Raw genomic sequence first — 21121 nt, forward strand, 5'->3', positions numbered from 1 at the left:
CCCGCTGCACCTAATGGAGTGTTTATGGCAGTCAAAGTCCTGGTGGTGGACGATTCGGGTTTTTTCCGCCGCCGCGTCTCGGAAATTCTTTCAGCGGATCCGAGCATCCAGGTGGTCGGTACGGCCACCAACGGTAAAGAGGCGATCGATCAGGCCCTGGCCCTCAAGCCGGACGTGATCACCATGGACTACGAGATGCCGATGATGGATGGCATCACGGCGGTGCGGCACATCATGCAGCGCTGCCCGACCCCGGTGTTGATGTTCTCCTCGCTGACGCATGAAGGCGCCCGGGTCACCCTGGATGCGCTGGACGCCGGTGCGGTGGATTTCCTGCCGAAGAATTTCGAAGACATCTCGCGCAACCCCGAGAAGGTCAAGCAACTGCTGTGCGAGAAGGTCCACAGCATCTCGCGCAGTAACCGTCGTTTCAGTGCCTACAGTGCGCCGGCTCCGGCCGCTGCACCGACGCCTGCGCCAGCCCCGGCGGCTTCGAGTTTCAGCAGCCACAGCGTTGCTGCTCCGACGCGTCCGGCGCCGGCTCCAGCACCTGCTCGTGCGCCAGCCGCCAGCGCGTCGTCGCCGGCACCGAAACGCAAAGCCTACAAACTGGTTGCCATCGGTACTTCGACCGGCGGCCCGGTTGCCCTGCAACGGGTGCTGACCCAGTTGCCGGCGAACTTCCCGGCGCCGATCGTGCTGATCCAGCACATGCCGGCGGCGTTCACCAAGGCGTTTGCCGAGCGCCTGGACAAGCTGTGCCGCATCAGCGTCAAGGAAGCCGAGGATGGCGACATCCTGCGTCCGGGCCTGGCGCTGCTGGCGCCGGGTGGCAAGCAGATGATGATCGACGGCCGTGGCGCGGTGAAAATCCTCCCGGGCGACGAGCGTCTGAATTACAAGCCGTGCGTGGACATCACCTTCGGTTCCGCAGCCAAGTCCTACGGTGACAAAGTTCTGGCGGTGGTGCTCACCGGCATGGGCGCCGACGGCCGCGAAGGCGCACGTTTGCTCAAGCAGGGCGGCAGCTCGGTATGGGCACAAGACGAAGCAAGCTGCGTGATCTACGGCATGCCGATGGCCATCGTCAAAGCCGATCTGGCTGACGCGGTCTACGGCCTGGACGACATCGGCAAGCACATCGTCGAGGCGTGTATCTGATGGATGTTCTAAGCCTTATCGGGATTATCCTGGCGTTCGTCGCCATCATCGGCGGCAACTTCCTTGAAGGCGGCCACCTCGGCGCGCTGGCCAACGGCCCGGCGGCGCTGATCGTTCTCGGGGGCACCATCGGTGCAGCGCTGTTGCAATCGCCGATGAGCGCCTTCAAGCGTGCCATGCAGATTCTCGCCTGGATCCTGTTTCCGCCACGGGTGGACCTGGCCGGCGGCATCGACCGCGTGGTCAACTGGAGCCTCACCGCGCGCAAGGAAGGCCTGCTCGGTCTGGAAGGCGTCGCCGATGCCGAACCGGACAACTACTCGCGCAAAGGCCTGCAACTGCTGGTCGATGGTGCCGAGCCGGAAGCGATCCGCAGCATCCTCGAAGTGGATTTCTACACTCAGGAAGCCCGCGACATCGAGGCTGCCAAAGTCTTCGAAAGCATGGGCGGCTACGCGCCGACCATCGGCATCATCGGTGCGGTGATGGGCCTGATTCATGTGATGGGCAACCTCGCTGATCCGACCCAATTGGGTAGCGGCATTGCCGTGGCATTCGTCGCGACCATCTACGGCGTGGCCAGTGCCAACCTGGTGTTGCTGCCGGTGGCGGCCAAGCTCAAGTCAATCGCGTTGCGGCAGTCGCGTTATCGCGAAATGTTGTTGGAAGGTATTTTGTCGATCGCCGAAGGTGAAAACCCTCGCTCTATCGAGCTGAAGCTTCAGGGCTTCATGGATTGATGGGGGTAATGGACTATGGCTCGCCGCAGGCATCAGGAAGAACACGTTAATCACGAGCGCTGGCTCGTGTCCTACGCGGATTTCATCACGCTGCTGTTCGCGTTCTTCGTAGTGATGTACTCGATTTCTTCGATCAACGAAGGCAAATACAAAGTCATTTCCGAAGCGCTGATCGGGGTTTTCACCGACTCCGATCGCTCGCTCAAGCCGATCCCGATCGGTGAAGAACGACCAAAGACCGTGACCCCGGCCAAGCCGCTGGTCAAGGACAGCGAGCAGGTTGACGCCGGCATTGCCGGGGCCAGCGATCCGCTGAAAAGCATCGCCGATGACATCAGTGCCGCGTTCGGCGACCTGATCGCTTCCAACCAGATGACCGTGCGCGGCAACGAGTTGTGGGTCGAGATCGAACTCAATTCCAGCCTGTTGTTCGGCAGTGGCGATGCAATGCCGAGTGATATCGCCTTCAACATCATCGACAAGGTCGCGGCGATCCTCAAACCGTTCGACAACCCGATCCACGTTGAAGGCTTCACCGACGATCAGCCGATCCGCACCGCGCAATACCCGACCAACTGGGAACTGTCCTCGGCGCGTTCGGCGAGCATCGTGCGGATGCTGGCAATGCAGGGCGTCAACCCCGGGCGTCTGGCCTCGGTGGGTTACGGTGAGTTTCAGCCGGTGGCCAACAACGCCACCGCCGAAGGCCGGGCGAAAAACCGTCGCGTGGTGCTGGTGGTGTCGCGCAACCTCGATGTGCGCCGCAGTCTGACCGGTACCGGAACCGCCAATGCGCAACCGGACGCGGCATTGAAGCGCGCTGGCACACAAACTGCACCGACCCCGGTCAAGACGCCGGGACGCGAGAGTGCCGTCAATTCTCCGTCACCCGCATTAATACGCTGAGCTATGTCTCGGTCGAGCATCTCGGCCGGGAGGAACGAACCGAATGAGAGTCTGGGCAGTCGCCAATCAAAAGGGTGGTGTCGGTAAAACCACATCTTCCATCGCTTTAGCCGGATTGCTGGCGGAGGCGGGCAAGCGCGTGGTTGTGGTCGACCTCGACCCACACGGCTCGATGACCAGCTATTTTGGCTATGACCCCGACAGCCTGGAACACAGCAACTACGACCTGTTTCTGCACAAGGGCACGGTGCCTCAAGGCTTGCCCGGGCAGTTGCTGCTGTCGACCAGCGACGAACGCATTTCCCTGTTGCCGTCGAGTACCGCACTGGCCACCCTCGAGCGCCAGTCGCCGGGGCAGAGTGGTCTGGGCCTGGTGATCGCCAAGAGTCTGGCGCAGCTATGGCAGGACTTCGATTACGCGATCATCGACAGCCCGCCGTTGCTCGGTGTGTTGATGGTCAACGCCCTGGCCGCGAGCCAGCAACTGGTGATCCCGGTGCAGACCGAGCACCTGGCTGTCAAAGGCCTGGAACGCATGGTCAACACCCTGGCGATGATCAACCGCTCGCGCAAACAGGCGCTGCCGTTCAGCATCGTGCCGACCCTGTTCGACCGCCGCACCCAGGCGTCGCTGGGCACCTTGCGCGTGCTGCGTGACAAATTCCCCGAAGAGATCTGGCAGGGTTACATCCCGGTCGATACCCGTCTGCGCGACGCCAGCCGGGCCGGGGTCACGCCTTCGCAGTTCGACGGCAAGAGTCGTGGCGTGCTGGCTTACCGCGCGCTGCTCAAGCATCTGCTGGCGCAACAACTTGTTCCGCAGGTGGCTTGAATGACGTTGACCTCTGTAGGAGCTGCCGCAGGCTGCGATCTTTTGATCTTGCTTTGTGGCGCTCCTGAAAAGATCAAAAGATCGCAGCCTGCGGCAGCTCCTACAGGGGACTGCGTATGAATCGGCCGGTGAAGTTGACGTCGAAGCCGCAACTGGCGTTGCAGTCCTATCTGGACAGCTTGCTGCAGGAAATCCCTGATGAGTTGCCGGTCGAGGCGCCGGTCGAGGTGGTCGAAAGTGCTGCGGCGCTGGATGAATTCCAGGCAGCGGTACTGGAAGAGCAGGCGCGTGATGCGCAGAAAACCGCCAAGCCTGCCGCCCCGGTTGCCTCGCCTGCGGCCGCACCGATCGCCAAGGCGCCAGTGGCGTTGATCGAAGAAGCCGAGCCGCCACGCGCGCCGGTTTCGACACTCGCACCGCTGTTGCAAACCCAATTGCTGAAAACCGCGCCGGAACCGGTCGTGGCCGAACCGGCGCCGGTGGCACCGGCACCCGTCGAACAGACGCTGGTACCGCCGGTGGTGGAAGTGCACCTGCCGCCCAGCAACACGCCGCCACCGGTGGAAACCGATGGCCGTCCGGCCTGGGCTTCGGAAGCCTTCGAATGCCTGTTGTTCGATGTCGCCGGGCTGACCCTGGCCGTGCCGCTGGTGTGCCTCGGTTCGATCTATTCGCTGGCCGGCCACGAGTTGACGCCGCTGTTCGGGCAGCCGGAATGGTTCCTCGGGATTCTGCCGAGCCAGGCTGGCAATCTGAAAGTGTTGGACACGGCGCGTTGGGTCATGCCGGATCGCTATCGCGATGACTTCCGTCAGGGCCTGCAGTACGTGATTTCGGTACAAGGTTACGAATGGGGCCTGGCGGTGCATCAGGTCAGCCGATCGTTGCGTCTGGATCCGAATGAAATCAAATGGAGAAGTCACCGGGGTCAGCGGCCATGGCTTGCCGGCACGGTGATCGAGCACATGTGTGCATTACTTGATGTAGCCGCACTGGCCGAGTTGATCGCCAGCGGCGGGGCAAAGCACTTGGGTGGCCACAAGCCGCTACATAAATCGACATAGCAGCCGACATAACAGTCAGGCGATGGCATTTTTCAATGCCTCCACACAGAACACACACCGCCCAGTGCGGTTTTTTCGAGGGGTCAGGGTATGAGTAGTCAGGCGACGAATGCAAAAGGTTCTGAAGATCCGATCCTGCAATGGGTGACCTTCAAGCTGGACAACGAAACCTACGGCATCAACGTGATGCGCGTTCAGGAAGTCCTGCGTTACACCGAAATCGCTCCGGTACCGGGTGCGCCAAGCTACGTGCTGGGCATCATCAACCTGCGCGGTAACGTGGTCACCGTGATCGACACCCGTCAGCGCTTCGGCCTGAACAGCGGCGAGATCAGCGACAACACCCGTATCGTCATCATCGAAGCCGACAAGCAAGTGGTCGGGATCATGGTCGACAGCGTGGCTGAAGTGGTTTACCTGCGTCAGTCGGAAATCGAGACCGCGCCGAACGTCGGTAACGAAGAGTCGGCCAAGTTCATCCAGGGCGTGTGCAACAAGAACAACGAGTTGCTGATCCTGGTCGAGCTGGACAAGATGATGAGCGAAGAAGAATGGTCGGAACTGGAGAGCATCTGATTGATTCTCGAGGTTGCGGTCATTGTCCTGTTCCTCTTCTGGGCAGGCACGCTGGCAATGTTTCTGGCGTACATCAAGGCGCAGCGGGTGATCGCTGCGCAACAGGCTCAGGGCGATGCGCTGCGTGATCAGCGCATCAAGGACCTGGCCAAACGCGTCGACGACTATCAGAACGGCAACGTGCGCATGGGCGAAGCCCTGCACGAGCTGCGCTCGGTCGTCGGTCCGTTGCCGGACAAAATTGTCGCGCTGGAACAACGCGACCCGTCGAGCCTGTCGTTCGCCCAGGCGGCGAAACTGGTAGGCATGGGCGCGAGCGTCGATGAGCTGACCCAGTCCTGCGGCTTGACCCAGGCTGAGGCGGAGTTGATGCGCAAGCTGCACAGAAGCTGATATGTGTAGAGGCCTGTCATTTGAATAAGGATCGCCGGCCATGCCGGCGATTTTTTTGCGCTCGATTTTGTTGCCTGATTCGCCCATGACCGTCTATCTGAACTGGTATTTTTGACAGTAGAGAATTTCGCTCATCGCTCCTCACACTTCTCGTGACTCGCGATAGTCCCGTCGCCTTACCAGGCAGACGCTTCTGATCGCCAGTTCACCGATTCAGCCAATCGTGGAGTGGGTATGCATTTGCCAGCCAGAATCGAACGCGTGAAAAAAGTGCGGTCACCCGGTGTTGCCGTCCTGTGGCTGGTAATCGTGCTGCTCCTGACGGCTTGTGGGGCTCAGGTCAGCAGGCTCGCTCCAGAGGCGAATATTGCCGACCGGCAAAATTGTCACGGTGTCCACCTGGTCAATGTCGTGGCGCATATGGACGACGATCTGCTGTTTATTGATCCGCGGATTTCGCAAGTTCTGGCGGCCGGCGGCTGTGTGACCAGTATATTCATGAACGGTGGCAGTTCTGGCGCCGACTTCGAATATGTGCTGAAGCGCGAAAGCGCGTCGACAAAAGCCTATGAAAAAATGCTGGGTTTTGCGAGCGGATGGACGTCTTACCTGATATTCACTGATTCAGCCATTGTGAAGAGCGTCAAGGCCAGTGCACGACCTGGATTGAAGCTCATATTTTTGCGTGTGCCGGGAGGGAACGTTCGCGGTGGAGATGTGCCGCTGGCCGATTTGCTCGACCTCGATAAAACTGTTCGGAGTTGGCCATATCTGGACTCGGCTTCAGGTCCGGTAAACCTCTACAGTCGAACATCTTTTGTGCAGCTCTTGACTGAACTGATCGTCAATGAAGGAGCCACCCGGGTGTATGCACTCAATCCGGACACTGTTGCGTACACGGAGCATCCTGACCATATTTATTCAGCACGTTTGACGCGCCTGGCCTTGCGCGGGATCAGTGCAGATATTCCGGTGATTTATCACGAGACCTATCCCTCGGCGGCAGTCGCTCCTAACGTGGACCCAGCAGCTGTGCAGGCGAAACGGCATGTTGTCGCAAGTTACTTTCATTTTGAAGGGACTGAGTCAGTCAGCAGTGCGTACAGTGAAGCGACCTGGAATGGCAATTGGGTGGCGCGACTGAATTTCACGCTTAGCCATGCTCACGCCGCCGGGCCACTGGTCAATATCCCTTTCAGACCGCTAGTCAATTTCCAGACGCAACAGTGCCTGGTTGCCAATGGATTGGGGCAGCAGGTGACACTGGAAGGATGTGAGCCAGACGCTGACCAGCGCTGGGCGTTTGTGCCCTCCGACATTGCAGTCGGCGCGAGCAGGGGAATTGCACTGTTGAAAACAGCCTCTGGCCATTGCATAGCGCGTCAGAATGGCCAATTGATCGAGCGCGCATGTGAGAGCAATGAGCCCTCTCAACACTGGACTCCGTGGGATTTCGGGAAAATCTATGTTCCCGGAGCGCAGGGGCAATGCCTGGACGGAGTACAGCCGAGCTTGATAGCGGATTGCAGGGATTTTGCGGGTTCTACATTGTGGGTGCGCAGCATCGATAACATCGACAGCAATGATTCGATGGAAGTGGCACTGACGGGGGATGTAATCGGTGACGGGACGCACCGGACTGTACAAGTGCAGCGCCGGGAGGATGGTCCAGGTGTCGATATTTGGGTCACGTCGCTGGACGCAGACGCGATTGCTTCCGAGAAATGGTATGAGGACAGACTTCCATTCGATCCAGACTCTTTTGATTCCGGGTGTGCTACAGCCATTTGCTACGACTCTACGCGCTATCTTCTGGCTGATTTCACTGGTGACGGCAAGGCTGATCTGATGGCGATATCGCCCGGAAAAGCTGACGAAACCATTTTCAGGCTATTGAAGAATGAAGGCGGGCATTTTGCTGAACCGGTTATCTGGCGTTCGGTTCAGCAAGGGCATGCCTACCGGCAAGCTCAGCAATATCTGGCTGGCGACTTCAGAGGCGTCGGCAAGCAAGATGTGTTGATCGTGCAGACCCTGAATAACACAGTGTCCGATTTCTGGCTGATGGAGAATGAAGGGTCGAGTCTGGGCATTCCTGCTCATTGGGGAGATGCTCGAAAGAACCCATTGCCGGCCCGATTCTACAGCGCCAGGCTGGACAACGATGACAAGGATGATGTGCTCGCTGTCGATTCAAGTGCGCAGTTCCTGAAGCTGCTCACCTACAGGAGCAGTGGCCGTTCTCTGGATTTTGAGAAAGCCTTGGATTTGCCGGGCTTCTATTCTGCGCGTTCAAAGACCGCAGTGCTGGATTCGCCGATTACCAGACTGACCGATGTATGGGTGCTGCACGCTCGATCAGACGGGAGTGATATCAATTTCTGGAAAGTCAAAAATCTTGGCGGCGGAGGGTTCGAAGAGCCTTCGTCTCCGGCTTTCGTGACGAGCGTGCTTAATTGGGCTGACGTGCGGCCTTATGGCCTGAGAACGGGTATGCAGATCCTGCTTCCCTATCGCGTCAACGATCCTGTGCATGAGTATTACTGGCGAATCGGAAAAGTCGGCTTCAAGGCACTGAGTCTGTCCGAGCAAGGTATGCCCGTCGGGATCAAGGATTATGGTCGCTCACAACGGTTTGAATGGGCGAACCTGCAGTGGCGAGCGCGCTTGAACTGACTATCGAGCGAGAACGCGTGCACTTGAGCTTGTATCCGGCGCGGCCTAGTAATCAGCCCCGCGTTCGGTAACGTCCTTCTCGACCATCGGCGCATCCGGATCCTGCCCGTCGGGGAATTTCCCCTTCAGATTCCACGCGAACGCGATGATCTCGGCGATGGTGCGGTACAGCTCCTCGGGGATGCTGTCGCCCAGTTCCATCCGCGCCAACAGCCGCACCAGCTCGGCGTTTTCATAGATCGGCACTTCACAGTCGCGGGCGATGCGCAGGATTTCTTCGGCCAGTTCCTCGTCGCCCTTGGCGGTGAGCGTCGGGGCGTGGTTGCCGTCGTATTTGAGGGCGATGGCCTGACGTGGAGCAGTGGAATCGTTCATGCGGTTTCGTCGACCCAGCGGTGTTCGAGGCGGGTTTGGTTGCCTTGCGGCGGGGTGCCGAGGTGGCAGTCGAGATCGCCGACGTTCAGCCCGCGATCGAGCAGGCGCTGGCGCAGGGCGAACAGATTGGTTTCGATCAAGTCGGCGGTGTACGGGCGTTCGGCCCAGAGCTGACTCGACAGGCTGCCGGCAATCAGCTGCGCCTGAATCTGCATCGGCCCCAACGGCTCCATGTCGAAGGCCAGATCGACGCGCCACAGCTGCTGTTTGGGTTCGCGCTCGTCGCGGCGTTCGTTGGGTTGCGGTTCTCTTTCCGGCGCTTCTTCGCGCTGAAACTTGACCTGCAACGGCACGATGTCCTGCAGGTTGCGCATGGGGATTTCCAGCTGCCAGGTGCTGAGCAGACGGCCGTCATCGGTGACACCGGTCTGTTCCAGGCTCGACAGCTGATGGCTTTGCAGGCGCGACACGGCGGCCGCAGCGAGGCGCAGCAGATGCTCAAGATCGCCTTCGCCGTCGAGGCTTTGCAGCAGACGGTCGGGCAGCGGGAAACTGCTCGGCACGGGTTTGGCGCTGACCTGACCGAGAGTGCCGAGGGCATTGCGCACGAAACTTGGCAGCGCCTGCGCCAGAGTGTTGGCAGCGATGATCGCGTTGAAACTGGCATTGCCCGGCGCACCCGGCGACAGCTGCGCGATCAACTTGAGCAGATCGGCTTTCATGTCCGGGGCCAGCGCAGGATTCTGTCCGGTCAGCAATTTGGCTTCGAGAAAGGCACCGCTGTTGGCCAGGGCCAGGGCCACGCCTTTGGCGCTGCTCATCTGCTGCACATCGGGCAGATTGGCAAGCAGACGCACGACGGCAGCGCGTAGATCCTGCGAGGTCTGATCGTCGTCGCTCGGCAGGTTTTGCAAAGCATTGAGCAAACCGTCCAGCGAGCCTTGGCGACTCTGCTGGCCGAGCAGTTGCTGGCTCACCGCCAATTGCTCCTGACGGCTGCTCAGTGGCACGAACTTGAGGGTTTGCGAGTCTTCGACCAGTGCCGATAGCAGAGTGCCGATACGCAGCGGCGTCGGGCTGTCGATGTCCAGTGTGGCGCCACTTTGCGCGGTGTTGAGCAGGCTCACCAGCGAGCGGTACACCGTCGGCTGTCCCGGCACTTGCGGCAGTGTTTGCGAGGTCAGCACCTTGCCTTGCAGAAGCGTGCCGACCGGCAACTGCGCCGTATCGATGCGGGTGAGGGCGGCGACGCCGCTGGCAATCGCCTGTTGCACGGTGATCGCCAGATTACCCGCCGACGGCTGGGTGACGGCCAGGTTGGTGCCGGTCGGCAACGGCAGGTTGCTGCTGGCTTGCACGGTGGTCTGCCGGCCGCCGTCGACGGTGACCTTGAGCAGCAGTTGAAAGGTCTGGTCCGCCTGCTTGAGTGACAACACCTCGGCCTGGGCGCTTTGCCCGGCGCCGATCAAGCCTTCGACCGGGGTCAACAGCTTGAGCAACTCACCGCTCATCACCAGCGGACGCGTGTTCGCCGGCGTGGTGGGCGGCAGCGGGAGGATGTTCATTTCGCCTGTCATACGCGGATACAACCTGAGGAAATTGCGCTCTTGGGAGTAAGGCACGGCATGTATAATGCCGCGCGTCTTGCGCTTCGTTCAGAAAACATAGCAATTGTTTGATCCAGCTCTCTGCTTCGCACCGTCATTGCATTTATCCTGCATCTCTTTAACGGCCGCGCCAGAGCCGACTTGAACCGTATAAGGCCCGTGATCCATTGACCAGTCCTGTCCTGCAAACCGTTGCCCTTGCCTGTGAGCGAGACCTGCGGCTGCTCTTCGAAAATCTCGAATTAAGACTGGCTAGTGGCGATATGGTGCAGATCAGCGGCCCCAACGGCAGCGGCAAGACCAGTCTGCTACGCCTGTTGTCCGGGTTGATGCAGCCGACCAGCGGTCAGGTGCTGCTCAACGGCCAGCCCTTGACCGCCCAGCCGAGTGAACTGGCGCGCAACCTGCTGTGGATCGGCCACGCTGCCGGGATCAAGGATCTGCTGACCCCGGAAGAGAACCTGTCCTGGCTCTGCGCCCTGCATCGGCCGGCCGAGCGCGAGGCGATCTGGCAGGCACTGGCAGCCGTAGGATTGCGCGGTTTCGAAGATGTTCCCTGCCACACCCTGTCCGCCGGTCAGCAACGCCGCGTGGCGCTGGCGCGGCTGTATCTGGACAGCCCACCGTTGTGGATTCTCGACGAGCCGTTCACCGCGCTCGACAAACAGGGCGTGGCGCAACTTGAAGAACACTTGGCCGGGCACTGCGAGCGCGGCGGTCTGGTGGTTCTGACCACGCACCACACACTGAGCCGGATGCCGGCCGGTTATCGCGATATCGATCTGGGGAACTGGGCAGTATGAGTGTGTTCGGCCTGCTGGTTGCCCGTGAGTCCCGTTTGCTGTTTCGTCGCCCGGCGGAACTGGCCAATCCGCTGATTTTCTTCGCCATCGTCATTGCCTTGTTCCCGCTGGCCGTCGGCCCGGAAACTCAAGTCTTGCAAAACCTGTCCCCGGGGTTAGTCTGGGTGGCCGCGTTGTTGTCGGTCCTGCTTTCGCTGGACGGACTGTTTCGCAGTGATTTCGAAGATGGCTCCCTGGAACAGTGGGTCCTTTCGCCGCACCCGCTGCCCCTACTGGTGCTGGCCAAGGTGCTGGCACACTGGCTGTTCTCGGGACTGGCACTGGTTCTGCTCTCGCCGTTGCTGGCGTTGATGCTCGGTTTGCCGGTCGCCTGCCTGCCGGTGTTGCTGTTGTCGTTACTGCTGGGTACCCCGGTGCTGAGCCTGCTTGGTGCGGTGGGCGCGGCGCTGACGGTTGGTTTGAAACGCGGCGGCCTGTTGCTGGCGTTGCTGATTCTGCCGTTGTACATCCCGGTGTTGATCCTTGGCAGTGGCGCCTTGCAGGCCGCCTTGCAAGGCATGCCGGCGACCGGGTATCTGCTGTGGCTGGGTAGCCTGACCGCCCTGGCGATCACCCTGACACCTTTTGCAATAGCTGCTGGCCTGAAGATCAGCGTCGGCGAATAATGAGGTCTGGTTAAAATTTAACCAGCAAAGACCCTGAGACTGCTCACACCGATGAGCGGCACCCGTGATGGAAACAGTATGAACTGGACCTGGTTTCACAAGCTCGGCTCGCCCAAGTGGTTCTACGGCATCAGCAGCAGGTTTCTGCCGTGGCTGAGCATTGCCGCGTTGCTGCTGATCAGCATTGGCGTGGTCTGGGGCCTGGCCTTCGCGCCGCCGGATTATCAGCAGGGCAACAGCTTCCGCATCATCTACATCCACGTGCCTGCGGCGATGCTGGCGCAGTCGATCTACGTGATGCTGGCGGTGTGCGGCGTGGTCGGGCTGGTGTGGAAAATGAAACTGGCCGACGTCGCCCTGCAATGCGCGGCGCCGATCGGCGCGTGGATGACTGCCGTGGCGCTGGTCACCGGGGCCATCTGGGGCAAGCCGACCTGGGGCTCGTGGTGGGTCTGGGATGCGCGGCTGACGTCGATGCTGATTCTGCTGTTTCTGTATTTCGGCGTGATTGCGCTGGGCAACGCCATCAGCAACCGCGACAGCGCCGCCAAGGCCTGCGCGGTGCTGGCGATTGTCGGGGTGATCAACATCCCGATCATCAAGTACTCGGTGGAGTGGTGGAACACCCTGCACCAGGGTGCGACCTTCACCCTCACTGAGAAACCGGCAATGCCGGCCGAAATGTGGCTGCCGCTGCTGCTGACAGTGCTGGGTTTCTACTGTTTCTTCGGCGCCGTGCTGTTGTTGCGCATGCGCCTCGAAGTGCTCAAGCGCGAAGCGCGCGCCAGTTGGGTGAAAGAAGAAGTGCAGAACAGTCTGGAGGCCGTGCGATGAGTTTCACTTCATTCGGCGACTTTCTCGCCATGGGCCATCACGGCCTGTATGTCTGGTCGGCCTACGGCATCTGTCTGGCGGTACTGATCCTCAACGTGGTCGCACCGATCGCGGCCCGCAAGCGCTATCTGCAACAAGAGGCGCGTCGTCTGCGCCGGGAGAACGGCAAGTGAATCCGCTGCGCAAAAAACGTCTGACCCTCATTCTGGCGATCCTGGTCGGGGTCGGCGCTGCCGTCGGCCTGGCCCTGAGCGCCCTGCAGGAAAACATCAACCTGTTTTACACGCCGACCCAGATCGCCAACGGTGAAGCGCCGCACGACACGCGCATCCGCGCCGGCGGCATGGTCGAGAAGGGCTCGCTGCAACGTTCGCCGGACTCGCTGGACGTCAAATTCGTTGTCACCGACTTCAACAAAGCCGTGACCATCACCTACCGCGGGATCCTCCCGGATCTGTTCCGCGAAGGGCAGGGCATCGTCGCATTGGGCAAACTCAATGCCGACGGTGTGGTGGTGGCCGATGAAGTGCTGGCCAAGCACGACGAGAAGTACATGCCGCCGGAAGTGACCAAAGCGCTGAAAGACAGTGGTCAATCGGCACCGACCCAAGCCAAGGAGGGTTGATTGATGACTTCTGCACTGTTTATTCCTGAACTCGGTCATCTGGCGATGATTCTGGCGCTGTGTTTCGCGCTGGTGCAGGCCGTGGTGCCGCTGCTCGGTGCGTGGCGTGGCGACCGTCTGTGGATGAGCCTGGCCCAGCCGGCGGCGTGGGGCCAGTTTGCGTTCTTGCTGTTTGCCTTCGGCGCGCTGACCTACGCATTCATGACCGATGATTTCTCGGTCGGCTATGTGGCGATGAACTCCAACAGCGCCTTGCCGTGGTACTACAAGTTCAGCGCGGTGTGGGGCGCCCACGAAGGTTCGCTGTTGCTGTGGGCGCTGATCCTCGGCGGCTGGACGTTCGCCGTGTCGGTGTTTTCCCGGCAGTTGCCGCAAGTCATGCTCGCTCGCGTACTGGCGGTGATGGGCATGATCAGCACCGGTTTCCTGTTGTTTCTGATCCTCACCTCCAACCCGTTCTCGCGGATTCTGCCGCAGATTCCGGCCGACGGGCGTGACCTCAATCCGCTGCTGCAAGACATCGGCCTGATCGTGCATCCACCGATGCTCTATATGGGTTATGTGGGTTTCTCGGTTGCATTCGCCTTCGCCATCGCCGCACTGCTCGGTGGTCGTCTCGACGCCGCGTGGGCACGCTGGTCGCGGCCGTGGACGATTGTCGCGTGGGCCTTCCTCGGCATCGGTATCACCCTCGGTTCGTGGTGGGCTTACTACGAACTCGGCTGGGGCGGCTGGTGGTTCTGGGACCCGGTGGAAAACGCCTCGTTCATGCCATGGCTGGTCGGCACCGCGCTGATTCACTCGCTGGCGGTCACGGAAAAACGTGGGGTGTTCAAGAGCTGGACGGTGTTGCTGGCGATCGCCGCATTTTCGTTGAGCCTGCTCGGCACGTTCCTCGTGCGTTCCGGTGTGCTGACGTCGGTGCACGCGTTTGCTTCCGATCCTGAGCGTGGCGTGTTCATTCTGATCTTCCTGTTGTTTGTGGTCGGTGGTTCGCTGACCCTGTTTGCATTGCGTGCGCCAGTGGTCAAGAGCCAGGTCGGCTTCAACCTGTGGTCGCGGGAAACCCTGCTGCTGGGCAACAACCTGGTGCTGGTGGTGGCAGCGTCGATGATTCTGCTCGGCACCCTGTATCCGCTGATTCTCGATGCGATCAGCGGTGCCAAGCTGTCGGTTGGCCCGCCGTACTTCAACGCGCTGTTCATCCCGTTGATGGCGTTGCTGATGGTGGTGATGGCGGTCGGCGTGATCGTCCGCTGGAAGGACACCCCGGTGAAATGGCTGGCGAACATGCTGACTCCCGTGCTGCTCGGCAGCGTCGCGTTGGCCGTGGTGGCCGGTGTCGCTTACGGCGATTTCAACTGGGCGGTGATCGCGACGTTCCTGCTCGCCGCGTGGGTGCTGCTCGCCGGTGTGCGCGACATCTTCGACAAGACTCGCCATAAGGGCCTGATCAAAGGTCTGCCAACCCTGACCCGCAGCTACTGGGGCATGCAGATCGCTCACTTGGGCATCGCCGTGTGCGCCCTCGGTGTGGTGCTGTCGAGTCAGAACAGTGCCGAGCGCGACCTGCGTCTGGCGCCGGGCGAGTCGATGGACCTGGCCGGTTATCACTTCATCTTCGAGGGCGCCAAGCACTTCGAAGGGCCGAACTTCACCTCCGATAAGGGCACTATTCGGGTGATCCGCGACGGCAAGGAAGTCAGCGTGCTGCACCCGGAAAAACGCCTGTACACCGTGCAGAGTTCGATGATGACCGAGGCCGGGATCGACGCCGGTTTCACCCGCGATCTCTACGTCGCACTGGGCGAACCGCTGGAAAACGGCGCGTGGGCGGTGCGGGTTCACGTCAAACCGTTCGTGCGCTGGATCTGGTTCGGCGGTCTGCTGACCGGTCTGGGCGGATTGCTGGCGGCGCTGGATCGGCGTTATCGAGTCAAGGTCAAAGCCAAGGTGCGTGAAGCCCTCGGCCTGCAAGGAGCGGCTGCATGAGACGTTGGTTGATGCTGGTACCCCTGGCGATTTTCCTGCTGGTGGCGGTGTTTCTTTATCGCGGTCTGTACCTCGATCCGGCGGAGCTGCCGTCGGCGATGATCAACAAGCCGTTCCCGGAATTCAGCCTGCCGAACGTGCAGGGCGACAAGATCCTGACCAAGGCTGACATTCTCGGCAAACCGGCGCTGGTCAACGTCTGGGGCACCTGGTGCATTTCCTGCCGGGTCGAGCACCCGGTGCTGAACAAACTGGCCGAGCGCGGCGTGGTGATCTACGGCATCAACTACAAGGACACCAACGCCGATGCGTTGAAGTGGCTGGCCGAATTCCACAACCCGTACCTGCTGGATATCCGTGACGACGAAGGCTCGCTGGGTCTGAACCTCGGCGTGTACGGCGCGCCGGAAACCTTCTTCATCGACGCCAAGGGCATCATTCGCGACAAGTACGTGGGTGTGATTGACGAGCAAGTCTGGCGCGAAAAACTCGCCGCCAAGTATCAGGCGCTGGTCGATGAGGCCAAGCCATGAAGCGCTTTCTTGTTGCGGTGGTATTGGGCCTGAGTCTGGCCGGCGTGGCTCACGCCGCGATCGACACTTACGAGTTCGCCAAGGAAGGTGATCGCGAGCGCTTTCGTGAACTGACCAAGGAACTGCGCTGCCCCAAGTGCCAGAACCAGGACATCGCCGACTCCAATGCACCGATTGCCGCCGACCTGCGCAAAGAGATTTTCCGCATGCTCGGCGAGGGCAAGGACGACCAGCAGATCATCGATTTCATGGTCGATCGCTACGGTGATTTTGTCCGCTACAAACCGGCGCTCAATGCCAAGACCGCACTGCTGTGGTTCGGCCCGGCCGGGCTGTTGTTCGGTGGTCTGGTGGTGATCGCGGTAATCGTTCGCCGGCGTCGCGCACAGCGCACCGAGACCCCGCCATCGCTGTCCACCGAAGAGCGTCAGCGCCTCGACCAACTGTTGGATAAAAACCAAGAATGATTGATTTCTGGCTTGCCGCAGGGCTGTTGCTTCTGGTCGCCCTGAGTTTTCTGCTGATCCCGGTTCTGCGTGGCCGTCGCGCCCAGCGTGAAGAGGATCGTACTGCCCTGAACGTGGCGCTGTATCAGGAGCGCGTCGCCGAACTGCAAGCGCAGCAGGCCGAAGGTGTACTCGATGCGGCGCAAATGGACAGCGGTCGCGCGGAAGCGGCGCGTGAGCTGCTCGCCGATACCGAAGGCGTTGCCGCACCGCGTGTGTCGAAGCTGGGCAAGCCGTTGCCGTTGTTGGCCGCGGTGCTGGTGCCGGTATTGGGCCTGGGGCTGTATCTGCATTTCGGCGCTGCCGATAAAGTCGAGTTGACCCGCGAATTCGCCCAGGCGCCGCAGTCGATGGAAGAGATGACCCGGCGTCTGGAACGAGCCGTCGCCGCGCAACCGGATTCGGCGGAAGGTCTGTACTTCCTCGGGCGCACCTACATGGCTCAGGATCGTCCGGCGGACGCGGCAAAGATGTTCGAACGCGCCGCCAACCTTGCCGGTCGCCAGCCGGAGCTGCTCGGCCAGTGGGCGCAGGCACAGTATTTTGCCGACGGTAAAAAGTGGTCGGACAAGATTCAGGCCCTGACTGACGAAGCGCTGAAAGCCGATCCGAAAGAAGTCACCAGCCTCGGCCTGCTCGGCATCGCCGCGTTCGAAGGCGAGCGTTACCAGCAAGCGATCGATTACTGGAGCCGTCTGCTGGCGCAATTGCCAGAGAACGACAAATCCCGCGAAGCGCTGCAGGGCGGCATCAACCGCGCCACCGAACGTCTGGAAGCCAGTGGCGGCAAGGTCGCTGCGAGCCCGGCCGCCAAGGTTGCCGCGCTGCTCAAGGTGCGTGTCGATCTGGCCAGCGAACTCAAAGGTAAGGTGCAACCCGGCGACAGCGTGTTCATCTTCGCCCGCGCCGTTTCCGGCCCGCCGGCACCGTTGGCGGCCAAGCGCCTGACCGTGGCCGATCTGCCGGTGACCGTCGAACTGGGCGATGCCGACGCCATGATGCCGCAGTTGAAACTGTCGAACTTTCCTGAAGTCCAACTGGTTGCGCGCGTCTCCCGTGCCGGTCAACCGACCGCCGGGGAGTGGGTAGGTCGCAGCGGCCCGCTGGCCAGCAGCACCACCGCGCCGCAAACACTGACCATCGACAGCCCGGACCAATAATCGGAACAACAGGAAAGCACCGCCATGCACAGTCTCGCCCGAATCGCAGTCATCACCATGGCCCTGGGCATGAGCGCCTGTGCGGTGCACCGACCGGAACCGACCACCAACCTGCCGCCGATCCCGCCGTCACAACCGAGCCCGACCCCGTCGACCTCGCCGACACCGGGCAAAAGCATCCCGGCCAAACCGTCCAAGCCAGTCCCACGCACCTCAGCCAGCTTCGCCCCGCCACCGGGCGGCAATAGTCACTGGGACCAGAAGCTCGGCGTCTACGTCCTCGACGACCAGCCCAACACCTTCTACCGCCAGCGCACCTACTTCCGCTGGAACAACGGCTGGACTCGCTCCGTCAGCCCCAACGGCCCTTGGGAAGACACCGATATCCACGGTGTGCCGCCGGGATTGGGCAAACAGTTCGGGCAGTGATGAAAAAAACGGCGATCTCTGGATCGCCGTTTTTTTTGATGACCCTGTAGGAGCTGGCGAAGCCTGCGATCTTTTGATCTGCTGTTTTCAAAGTTCGCTGGTCAACAACCCTTGCACATAATCCACAAACGCCCGCGCCTTCGCACTGGCCATCCGCCCCGTCGGAAACACTGCCCACAAGTCCTGATCCGGCAAACCCCAATCACCCATCACCGCCCTGACCGCGCCGCTCGCCAGCTCCGGGGCGAACATCCATTGCGAGGCGATGGTCAGGCCCTGATCAGCCAGCACGGCTGCACGCAAACCCTCGGCGGCGCTGACCCGCAGGCGGCCGGTCAGGGTTTGCGTCTGTTGTTCGCTGCCTCGGCGGAAGGTCCAGGTGGCGCCACCGCTGAGGTTGTAGACGATGCCTTGGTGCTGATCCAGATCGGCTGGGCGGGTGGGTTCGCCGTGGCGAGCAAAGTACGCCGGGGTGCCGAGCACCACGCGGCGGCAGTCGGCGATCTTGCGGGCGGTGAGGCTGGAGTCGCTGAGGGGGCCCATGCGCAGGGCGACGTCGATGCCTTCTTCGACCAGATTGATGTTGCGGTCATCGAGCAGCAGGTCGATGTTCAATTGCGGATGCTGATCGAGAAACGGCCCCAGTTGCGGCACGACGTGCAGGCGTCCGAAAGTCACCGCAGCGCTGATTCGCAGGTTGCCGCGCAAACCGCCGGCGCTGCCACGGGCGGCGTTATCGGCTTCGTTGGCTTCATCGATGGCGCGTCTGGCCCGCTCGAAAAACGCCAGTCCGGCTTCGGTCGGGGTCAGGCCGCGAGTCGAGCGCAGCAACAGGCTCACAGCCAGGCGTTTTTCCAGCTGAGCGATGGTTTTCGACACGGCGGGCTGGCCGATATTCAGGCGTCGGGCGGCAGCGGAAAACGAGCCGGTTTCGACGACGCAGACGAAGGTTTCCATGGCGGCGAGGCGGTCCATCTTTGGTCCTTGCGCAATCTTCAAGCATTCAGGGGAACCCTGTGGGAGCGAGCTTGCTCGCGAATACGGTCTGACATTCAGCAGATGTGTTGACTGATCCGGCGCCTTCGCGAGCAAGCCCGCTCCCACAGGGAATAGGGTGCTGAGCGTAATCCGGGTCCATTCAATCACATGCGGTAAAACAACCGAACGTCGTTCTGCAGATTTATGTGCTTGAGTAAAGATAACTCTAGAGTTACTTTTATTCGGCCGGAGCAAGGAGGCGCCAGGTGCAAAGCAGGCTATTGATCAAGGAGCTGGAGGAGGCAGGCTGGACGCTGGATCGAGTCACCGGCAGTCATCACATCTTCACGCATCGTTACAACCCGTACACCATTCCCGTTCCCCATCCGAAAAAGGATTTACCGCTGGGGACGGTCAAAAGCATCAGGAGGCGTGCCGGGTTGTACCACCCGCCAGCCAGCAACAAGGGAGATCCATAATGCAATATCCGATCTGCATCGAATGGGGTGACGACAACACCGCCATCGGCATTCAGATACCCGACATTCCCGGCGCCGTCACGGCTGGGGACACCTTCGAGGACGCCTATAACGCCGCTGTTGAAGTCGCCCATCTCATGCTGCAGGAGATGGCGGCGGACGGGGAATCTATTCCCATGCCGACATCGGCAGCGGCGCATCGCAATAATCCGGAGTTTGCCGACATGGGCTGGGGGATGCTTGAGCTGGATATCTCCCCGTACATGGGCAAGACCGAGAAGGTCAACGTGACGTTGCCTGGCTATGTGATCCAGCGCATTGATCGCTATGTGCGTGAACACAATGTCAAAAGCCGCTCTTCCTTTCTGGCAGATGCGGCGATGGAAAAACTGGTTCGGTATTAAGCGGCATCGCTCCCATAGGCCCTTTGAGCAACCTGTGGGAGCGAGCCTGAACGCCTACGCCGTTGCCAATGAACCACGCTGCGAAGCACTCAAAAACCGCACCAGCGCCAGCAGCGGGAACGCGCTGCCGACAATCACGATCCACAACCAGCCGCCATGCTCATACACCGCGCTGGCGACCGACGAGCCGAAGGCGCCGCCGATGAAGATGCTGGTCATGTACAGCGCATTCAGGCGCCCGCGGCTTTTGGCGTCGAGCGAGTAGACCGCGCGCTGGCCAAGAACCATGTTCATCTGCACGCAGAAATCCAGTACCACACCCGTCACGGCGAGGCCGATCACGCTGTAGGCCGGATGAATGAAGGCTGGCAGGAAACTCAGGCTGGCGAACAGCATGGCCAGCAGCGAAGCGACGCGGGTGTGGCCGGCGTCAGCCAGGCGTCCGCTGATCGGCGCGGCGATGGCACCGATGGCGCCGACCAGAGCGAAGATCGCGATCTCGCTTTGCGACAGGCCATGGTTGCGCGCCAGTTCCAGCGGCACCGCTGTCCAGAACAGGCTGAAGGTGGCGAACATGCAGCCCTGATAAAACGCGCGCTGACGCAGCACCGGTTGCTGGCGCAGCAGGATCCACAGCGAGCCGATCAGTTGGCCGTATGTAGCGCTGTGATCCGGTTGGCGCTTGGGTACGGTCAACGCCAGCACCACGCTGATCGCTGCCATCAACGCGGCGGCAATCATGAACATCGCGCGCCAGCCGAAATGGTCAGCCACCACGCTCGACACCGGCCGCGCCAGCAGAATACCGAGCAGCAGGCCGCCCATGATCCCGCCGACCACTCGGCCACGGGATTCTTCCGGCGCCAGGTGCGCGGCCAGCGGAATCAGGATCTGCACCGACACCGAACTGAAACCCACCAGCAACGAGATCAGCAGGAACACATTCGGCTGACTGGTGAACGCCGCACCCAGCAGGCTGGCAATCGCCACTACAGTGGTGATGATCATCAGCCGGCGGTTTTCCAGCAGGTCGCCCAGCGGCACCAGGAAGAACAGGCCCAGCGCATAGCCGATCTGCGTCAGCGAGACGATGAAGCTGGCCATGGTGTCGGAGAGGCCGATGTCCGGCGCGATCAGGCCGATGATCGGCTGCGCGTAGTAGATGTTGGCGACGATCGCGCCGCAGCAGAAGGCGAACAGCAGCACCATGCCTCGGGTCATTGCGTGAGTTGTGGCGTTCATAAGGTTTCTCGATCCAGCGAAAGGGAATGCGGTGAGGCTAAGGGACGCACCGAAGCGGCGGTAGAAGCCTTGTATCGATATCAGTTATTCCATTGCGGAATGACTGGCTTCAACGGCGGTGTCGTCCATCGGCGAACTTTG

General features: G+C 61.0%; 24 protein-coding genes. 20 read left to right on the forward strand and 4 right to left on the reverse strand.

Going from position 1 to position 21121, the window contains the following annotated elements; translation table 11 throughout:
* The first annotated feature begins 24 nt into the window (after positions 1-24).
* The 8 genes from LOY52_RS07745 (at position 25) to LOY52_RS07780 (ending at position 8348) form a co-directional block, all read left to right on the forward strand.
* On the forward strand, positions 25-1161 hold the full coding sequence (locus LOY52_RS07745; RefSeq protein WP_258678969.1) for a chemotaxis response regulator protein-glutamate methylesterase: 1137 nt from the start codon (positions 25-27) through the stop codon (positions 1159-1161).
* Positions 1161-1901: a flagellar motor protein gene (locus LOY52_RS07750; RefSeq protein ID WP_007967839.1), complete on the forward strand. Its 741-nt coding sequence runs from the start codon at positions 1161-1163 to the stop codon at positions 1899-1901. Before LOY52_RS07745 ends, LOY52_RS07750 begins: the two co-directional genes overlap by 1 nt.
* Positions 1902-1916: 15 nt before the next feature.
* Complete coding sequence (gene motD, locus LOY52_RS07755) at positions 1917-2807, forward strand: flagellar motor protein MotD (RefSeq protein ID WP_003222931.1); 891 nt, start codon at positions 1917-1919, stop codon at positions 2805-2807.
* Between the two features lie 43 nt (positions 2808-2850).
* On the forward strand, positions 2851-3639 hold the full coding sequence (locus tag LOY52_RS07760; RefSeq protein WP_007967833.1) for a ParA family protein: 789 nt from the start codon (positions 2851-2853) through the stop codon (positions 3637-3639).
* Positions 3640-3755: 116 nt separating this feature from the next.
* On the forward strand, positions 3756-4703 hold the full coding sequence (locus tag LOY52_RS07765; protein WP_258678970.1) for a CheW domain-containing protein: 948 nt from the start codon (positions 3756-3758) through the stop codon (positions 4701-4703).
* Between the two features lie 90 nt (positions 4704-4793).
* A complete protein-coding gene (locus LOY52_RS07770) occupies positions 4794-5279 on the forward strand; it encodes a chemotaxis protein CheW (protein ID WP_003222936.1) in 486 nt (161 codons plus the stop codon).
* A complete protein-coding gene (locus LOY52_RS07775) occupies positions 5280-5672 on the forward strand; it encodes a DUF2802 domain-containing protein (protein WP_007961680.1) in 393 nt (130 codons plus the stop codon).
* A 234-nt stretch (positions 5673-5906) separates the two neighbouring features.
* A complete protein-coding gene (locus tag LOY52_RS07780; RefSeq protein ID WP_258678971.1) occupies positions 5907-8348 on the forward strand; it encodes an RICIN domain-containing protein in 2442 nt (813 codons plus the stop codon).
* A gap of 45 nt (positions 8349-8393) precedes the next feature.
* On the opposite strand, the gene LOY52_RS07785 is transcribed toward LOY52_RS07780, so the two are convergent.
* Both LOY52_RS07785 and LOY52_RS07790 read right to left on the reverse strand, forming a co-directional pair.
* On the reverse strand, positions 8394-8723 hold the full coding sequence (locus LOY52_RS07785; protein ID WP_258678972.1) for an EscU/YscU/HrcU family type III secretion system export apparatus switch protein: 330 nt from the start codon (positions 8721-8723) through the stop codon (positions 8394-8396).
* Complete coding sequence (locus LOY52_RS07790; protein WP_258678973.1) at positions 8720-10300, reverse strand: flagellar hook-length control protein FliK; 1581 nt, start codon at positions 10298-10300, stop codon at positions 8720-8722. Before LOY52_RS07790 ends, LOY52_RS07785 begins: the two co-directional genes overlap by 4 nt.
* Positions 10301-10497: 197 nt before the next feature.
* Between LOY52_RS07790 and ccmA the strand changes: the two genes are divergently transcribed.
* From ccmA to LOY52_RS07840, 10 genes are all read left to right on the forward strand, one after another.
* Positions 10498-11133 carry a cytochrome c biogenesis heme-transporting ATPase CcmA gene (gene ccmA, locus LOY52_RS07795; RefSeq protein WP_045122041.1) on the forward strand — a complete coding sequence of 212 codons (636 nt, stop codon included), beginning with the start codon at positions 10498-10500 and terminating at the stop codon, positions 11131-11133.
* Complete coding sequence (gene ccmB / locus LOY52_RS07800; protein ID WP_003222942.1) at positions 11130-11798, forward strand: heme exporter protein CcmB; 669 nt, start codon at positions 11130-11132, stop codon at positions 11796-11798. The genes ccmA and ccmB overlap by 4 nt, the downstream gene beginning before the upstream one ends.
* A gap of 78 nt (positions 11799-11876) precedes the next feature.
* Entirely contained in the window at positions 11877-12632 is a 756-nt protein-coding gene (locus LOY52_RS07805) for a heme ABC transporter permease (protein WP_258678974.1), read from the forward strand.
* The gene (gene ccmD, locus LOY52_RS07810) at positions 12629-12805 is read left to right on the forward strand and encodes a heme exporter protein CcmD (protein WP_258678975.1); all 177 of its coding nucleotides are present in this window, start codon (positions 12629-12631) and stop codon (positions 12803-12805) included. The genes LOY52_RS07805 and ccmD overlap by 4 nt, the downstream gene beginning before the upstream one ends.
* The gene (gene ccmE / locus LOY52_RS07815; protein WP_007961672.1) at positions 12802-13257 is read left to right on the forward strand and encodes a cytochrome c maturation protein CcmE; all 456 of its coding nucleotides are present in this window, start codon (positions 12802-12804) and stop codon (positions 13255-13257) included. Before ccmD ends, ccmE begins: the two co-directional genes overlap by 4 nt.
* Before the next feature lie 3 nt (positions 13258-13260).
* Positions 13261-15249 (forward strand): heme lyase CcmF/NrfE family subunit, encoded by a 1989-nt coding sequence (locus tag LOY52_RS07820; RefSeq protein ID WP_258678976.1) that lies wholly within the window; start codon positions 13261-13263, stop codon positions 15247-15249.
* Positions 15246-15782: a DsbE family thiol:disulfide interchange protein gene (locus LOY52_RS07825; RefSeq protein ID WP_258678977.1), complete on the forward strand. Its 537-nt coding sequence runs from the start codon at positions 15246-15248 to the stop codon at positions 15780-15782. The genes LOY52_RS07820 and LOY52_RS07825 overlap by 4 nt, the downstream gene beginning before the upstream one ends.
* Complete coding sequence (locus tag LOY52_RS07830; protein WP_007961669.1) at positions 15779-16249, forward strand: cytochrome c-type biogenesis protein; 471 nt, start codon at positions 15779-15781, stop codon at positions 16247-16249. Before LOY52_RS07825 ends, LOY52_RS07830 begins: the two co-directional genes overlap by 4 nt.
* Positions 16246-17448: a c-type cytochrome biogenesis protein CcmI gene (gene ccmI, locus LOY52_RS07835; RefSeq protein WP_258678978.1), complete on the forward strand. Its 1203-nt coding sequence runs from the start codon at positions 16246-16248 to the stop codon at positions 17446-17448. The genes LOY52_RS07830 and ccmI overlap by 4 nt, the downstream gene beginning before the upstream one ends.
* Before the next feature lie 24 nt (positions 17449-17472).
* Positions 17473-17877 carry a hypothetical protein gene (locus LOY52_RS07840; protein WP_007961667.1) on the forward strand — a complete coding sequence of 135 codons (405 nt, stop codon included), beginning with the start codon at positions 17473-17475 and terminating at the stop codon, positions 17875-17877.
* 87 nt (positions 17878-17964) lie between these two features.
* Here LOY52_RS07840 and LOY52_RS07845 read toward each other — a convergent pair whose 3' ends face one another.
* Positions 17965-18852: a LysR family transcriptional regulator gene (locus LOY52_RS07845; RefSeq protein ID WP_258678979.1), complete on the reverse strand. Its 888-nt coding sequence runs from the start codon at positions 18850-18852 to the stop codon at positions 17965-17967.
* 269 nt (positions 18853-19121) lie between these two features.
* Here LOY52_RS07845 and LOY52_RS07850 point away from each other — a divergent pair, with 269 nt between their 5' ends.
* Both LOY52_RS07850 and LOY52_RS07855 read left to right on the forward strand, forming a co-directional pair.
* Entirely contained in the window at positions 19122-19334 is a 213-nt protein-coding gene (locus LOY52_RS07850) for a type II toxin-antitoxin system HicA family toxin (RefSeq protein ID WP_007961665.1), read from the forward strand.
* Positions 19334-19738 carry a type II toxin-antitoxin system HicB family antitoxin gene (locus LOY52_RS07855; protein WP_007961664.1) on the forward strand — a complete coding sequence of 135 codons (405 nt, stop codon included), beginning with the start codon at positions 19334-19336 and terminating at the stop codon, positions 19736-19738. The genes LOY52_RS07850 and LOY52_RS07855 overlap by 1 nt, the downstream gene beginning before the upstream one ends.
* Before the next feature lie 54 nt (positions 19739-19792).
* On the opposite strand, the gene LOY52_RS07860 is transcribed toward LOY52_RS07855, so the two are convergent.
* Complete coding sequence (locus tag LOY52_RS07860; RefSeq protein WP_258678980.1) at positions 19793-20980, reverse strand: MFS transporter; 1188 nt, start codon at positions 20978-20980, stop codon at positions 19793-19795.
* Positions 20981-21121: the final 141 nt, after the last annotated feature.

This window comes from Pseudomonas sp. B21-051 (assembly GCF_024748795.1).
Taxonomy (GTDB): domain Bacteria; phylum Pseudomonadota; class Gammaproteobacteria; order Pseudomonadales; family Pseudomonadaceae; genus Aquipseudomonas; species Aquipseudomonas putida_A.

What these genes read in the sequence shown, in the direction of transcription:
- LOY52_RS07745 (WP_258678969.1), top strand. Translation starts at nt 25, where the DNA reads ATGGCAGTCAAAGTCCTGGTGGTGGACGATTCGGGTTTTTTCCGCCGC.
- LOY52_RS07820 (WP_258678976.1), top strand. Translation starts at nt 13,261, where the DNA reads ATGACTTCTGCACTGTTTATTCCTGAACTCGGTCATCTGGCGATGATT.
- LOY52_RS07765 (WP_258678970.1), top strand. Translation starts at nt 3,756, where the DNA reads ATGAATCGGCCGGTGAAGTTGACGTCGAAGCCGCAACTGGCGTTGCAG.
- LOY52_RS07760 (WP_007967833.1), top strand. Translation starts at nt 2,851, where the DNA reads ATGAGAGTCTGGGCAGTCGCCAATCAAAAGGGTGGTGTCGGTAAAACC.
- LOY52_RS07790 (WP_258678973.1), bottom strand. Translation starts at nt 10,300, where the DNA reads ATGACAGGCGAAATGAACATCCTCCCGCTGCCGCCCACCACGCCGGCG.
- ccmI (WP_258678978.1), top strand. Translation starts at nt 16,246, where the DNA reads ATGATTGATTTCTGGCTTGCCGCAGGGCTGTTGCTTCTGGTCGCCCTG.
- LOY52_RS07830 (WP_007961669.1), top strand. Translation starts at nt 15,779, where the DNA reads ATGAAGCGCTTTCTTGTTGCGGTGGTATTGGGCCTGAGTCTGGCCGGC.
- LOY52_RS07750 (WP_007967839.1), top strand. Translation starts at nt 1,161, where the DNA reads ATGGATGTTCTAAGCCTTATCGGGATTATCCTGGCGTTCGTCGCCATC.
- LOY52_RS07825 (WP_258678977.1), top strand. Translation starts at nt 15,246, where the DNA reads ATGAGACGTTGGTTGATGCTGGTACCCCTGGCGATTTTCCTGCTGGTG.
- ccmB (WP_003222942.1), top strand. Translation starts at nt 11,130, where the DNA reads ATGAGTGTGTTCGGCCTGCTGGTTGCCCGTGAGTCCCGTTTGCTGTTT.
- ccmD (WP_258678975.1), top strand. Translation starts at nt 12,629, where the DNA reads ATGAGTTTCACTTCATTCGGCGACTTTCTCGCCATGGGCCATCACGGC.
- LOY52_RS07855 (WP_007961664.1), top strand. Translation starts at nt 19,334, where the DNA reads ATGCAATATCCGATCTGCATCGAATGGGGTGACGACAACACCGCCATC.
- LOY52_RS07805 (WP_258678974.1), top strand. Translation starts at nt 11,877, where the DNA reads ATGAACTGGACCTGGTTTCACAAGCTCGGCTCGCCCAAGTGGTTCTAC.
- LOY52_RS07845 (WP_258678979.1), bottom strand. Translation starts at nt 18,852, where the DNA reads ATGGACCGCCTCGCCGCCATGGAAACCTTCGTCTGCGTCGTCGAAACC.
- LOY52_RS07840 (WP_007961667.1), top strand. Translation starts at nt 17,473, where the DNA reads ATGCACAGTCTCGCCCGAATCGCAGTCATCACCATGGCCCTGGGCATG.
- LOY52_RS07780 (WP_258678971.1), top strand. Translation starts at nt 5,907, where the DNA reads ATGCATTTGCCAGCCAGAATCGAACGCGTGAAAAAAGTGCGGTCACCC.
- LOY52_RS07785 (WP_258678972.1), bottom strand. Translation starts at nt 8,723, where the DNA reads ATGAACGATTCCACTGCTCCACGTCAGGCCATCGCCCTCAAATACGAC.
- motD (WP_003222931.1), top strand. Translation starts at nt 1,917, where the DNA reads ATGGCTCGCCGCAGGCATCAGGAAGAACACGTTAATCACGAGCGCTGG.
- LOY52_RS07860 (WP_258678980.1), bottom strand. Translation starts at nt 20,980, where the DNA reads ATGAACGCCACAACTCACGCAATGACCCGAGGCATGGTGCTGCTGTTC.
- LOY52_RS07770 (WP_003222936.1), top strand. Translation starts at nt 4,794, where the DNA reads ATGAGTAGTCAGGCGACGAATGCAAAAGGTTCTGAAGATCCGATCCTG.